Annotated in this window: 3 protein-coding genes; 2 read left to right on the top strand and 1 reads right to left on the bottom strand. The window is 61.7% G+C overall.

What is annotated here, in order from left to right:
* Positions 1-100: 100 nt before the first annotated feature.
* Together AWB69_RS44935 and AWB69_RS44930 are read left to right on the top strand one after the other, a co-directional pair.
* Entirely contained in the window at positions 101-2,056 is a 1,956-nt protein-coding gene (locus tag AWB69_RS44935) for a DUF3560 domain-containing protein (protein WP_062093192.1), read from the top strand.
* A 47-nt stretch (positions 2,057-2,103) separates the two neighbouring features.
* The gene (locus tag AWB69_RS44930; RefSeq protein ID WP_062093191.1) at positions 2,104-2,331 is read left to right on the top strand and encodes a hypothetical protein; all 228 of its coding nucleotides are present in this window, start codon (positions 2,104-2,106) and stop codon (positions 2,329-2,331) included.
* Here AWB69_RS44930 and AWB69_RS50200 read toward each other — a convergent pair.
* Positions 2,325-2,545 (bottom strand): hypothetical protein (locus AWB69_RS50200; RefSeq protein WP_231937461.1); only part of this gene is annotated, 221 nt, incomplete at its 5' end. The genes AWB69_RS44930 and AWB69_RS50200 overlap by 7 nt on opposite strands.

The following is a 2,545-nucleotide window of genomic DNA, read 5'->3' as shown; positions in this document are numbered from 1 at the left end:
GCAACGGCGAGAGACGCCGCCGACTCAGCAGAAACATCTTTCACGCCGGGACTTCGGAATCTAGGGGCCCGGTCAGCTCAACCCGTAAGGAGAACTTTAGATGCAAAATCTCAGCGCCACCTATTCGCCCGAAGACAACAAGCTGCGCCTCTACTCGACTTCCCGTCTGGACGAAGGCCTGTACAAGCGCGTTCACGAAGCAGGTTTCCGTTTTGCGCCGAAACAGGATCTTTTCGTAGCTCCGGCGTGGTCGCCGTCGCGTGAGGATCTATTGCTTGAACTTTGCGGCGAGGTTGGCGACGAGGACACCACGCTAGTTGATCGGGCAGAAGACAGGGCGGACCGGTTCGAGGACTACAGCGAAAAGCGAGCGAGCGAAGCGCACACGGCGCGCGAAGCCGTCGCCGCTATCGCCGATCATATCCCGCTCGGACAGCCTATCCTCGTTGGCCATCACAGCGAGCGCCACGCCCGCCGTGACGCTGAGCGCATCGAAAACGGCATGCGTCGCGCCGTCAATCTTTGGGAAACCTCCGAATACTGGACGCGTCGCGCAACCGGGGCGCGTCGCCACGCGGAATACAAGCAAAAGCCAGACGTGCGTCACCGTCGCATCAAGACACTGGAGGCAGACCTCCGCAAGCATCAGCGCGAGAGCAACGAGGCAAGCCAGAACCTCACGAAGTGGCAGACCGAAGGCCTCACGCTGGAACAGGCGAAGCAGATCGCAGCGTTTGACCACGTATCCATCTACGAGGAAGGAAAGACCTGGGGCACGTCGGTCTATTCGATGCTGGACGACGACAAAATGACTGTCGAGCAGGCGCGCGAACGTTGCATATCGGTGCATACGCAGACCATAGCCTGGCGTCAGCGCTGGATCATGCACCTGGAAAACCGGCTTGCATATGAGCGCGCGATGCTGGACGAAAACGGGGGCATTGCGTCAGACCACCACGACATCAAGCCAGGCGGGCGCGTGCTGGTCGGTGGCGAATGGCTGGTCGTGATCCGGGTCAACCGTGCAAGCGGGCGCATCAATAGCGTTACAACGAGCGCGCCCGCCGTCGTTCATTGGCGCAATGAGTGGAAATATGGAATCGAGGAGGTGAAGGGGTACCGCGAACCCGAAGCCACAGACGCGGCAGCCGTGAAGGCCACAAAAAAACTGCTGCCGCTCGCGAACTACCCGGGCGAGGGCTTTCTCGAGATGACCGCCGCGCAGTGGAAGAACCGCCCGGACGACTACAAGAGTGTCCGGAAGATCGCCGCCGACGACAAGCACGGCGCGCACCGCATTCGTCGCGCGTTGGTCGCGGGAGACGGCTACCGGTTGGCGCAGGTGTACATCACGGACCAGAAGCGTGTCGACCCGCCCGCAGTGGCAAGCAACACGCCCGAGGCGGTCAGGATCGAGAGCCAGCGCGAGCCGGCATGCGTTGAAACTCGCACGGCCGAGCCGGCGGCCCCGGTCGAGACACGGGAACAGGGAGAGGACTTCGACCGCTTGCGCGAATTGCTGCGCGCCGGCGTGCAGGTAGTCAGCGCGCCGCAGCTGTTCCCCACACCGTGCGCCGTAGCGGCGCGTATGGTGGAAGAGGCGGGGATCGAGGAGGGGGATTCGGTCGGCGAGTTCAGCGCGGGAACCGGCCGGATCATCAACGCGATTTTCGAAGCGGTCGACCGTACCACCATCACCGTTACTGCCGTCGAGATAAATCACGCGCTTTCTCGGACGCTCGCAGCGTCACACGACGATATAAAGGTCGTATGCGCCGACTTTCTGGCGTGCGGCGACGAGCTGGGCCTGTTCGACCGAATCATCATCAATCCGCCATTCGCCAATGGTCAGGATATCGCGCATATTTCACATGCACTGGACTTTATGAAACCGCGCGCGCGTCTGGTTGCGATCTGTGCGAATGGCCCACGACAGAACGAAAAGCTTTTGCCGCTCGTTGAAGCTCGAGGCGGTACGTGGGAAGAACTGCCGGAGGGAACGTTTTTAGAATCTGGCACGAATGTTCGGACCGTTCTGTTGACGATCGACGTTTAAACAGCATGCGGCCATGCTTGCGTGGCCGCCAACGAAGAGAGAAAAATATGCTTGCCACCGCATACCGTGTCGCCCTGATTGCCGCTGTTATCGTGCTTTCCGCCTGTGCTCAGACGCAGCCACCACAAACCCAGGCGCAACGAAACATGAAACCCGGCGCGATTTACATATACGAGCCGACGAAGCCCGCAGGTTACGCGGGCCCGGGTGAGTTCACGCTCACGCTGGACGGAAAAATCCACGTTACCTATCCAGTTCCGGCGACGACTCAGTAACCGCACGCTCGCGCTAATATCCACCGACGCCGGCCGAGTGCCGGCGTTGTCGTTTCTGGTACCGCCGCAGCCATCCAGCCGTGACGCGGCACCTTGCGCGCCAGGCTGCGCCCGTCACGCAAGCTGACGACCTCGCGTCCCGGTGAACATGCACCCCCGCTCTTGGGACTGCGCCGCGTCCCGCGGACTTGCCCCGGCGCGTGCCATCCCCTCC

This window comes from Caballeronia udeis (genome assembly GCF_001544555.2).
Lineage (GTDB): Bacteria > Pseudomonadota > Gammaproteobacteria > Burkholderiales > Burkholderiaceae > Caballeronia > Caballeronia udeis.
This window is presented reverse-complemented; position numbering and strand designations above follow the sequence as displayed.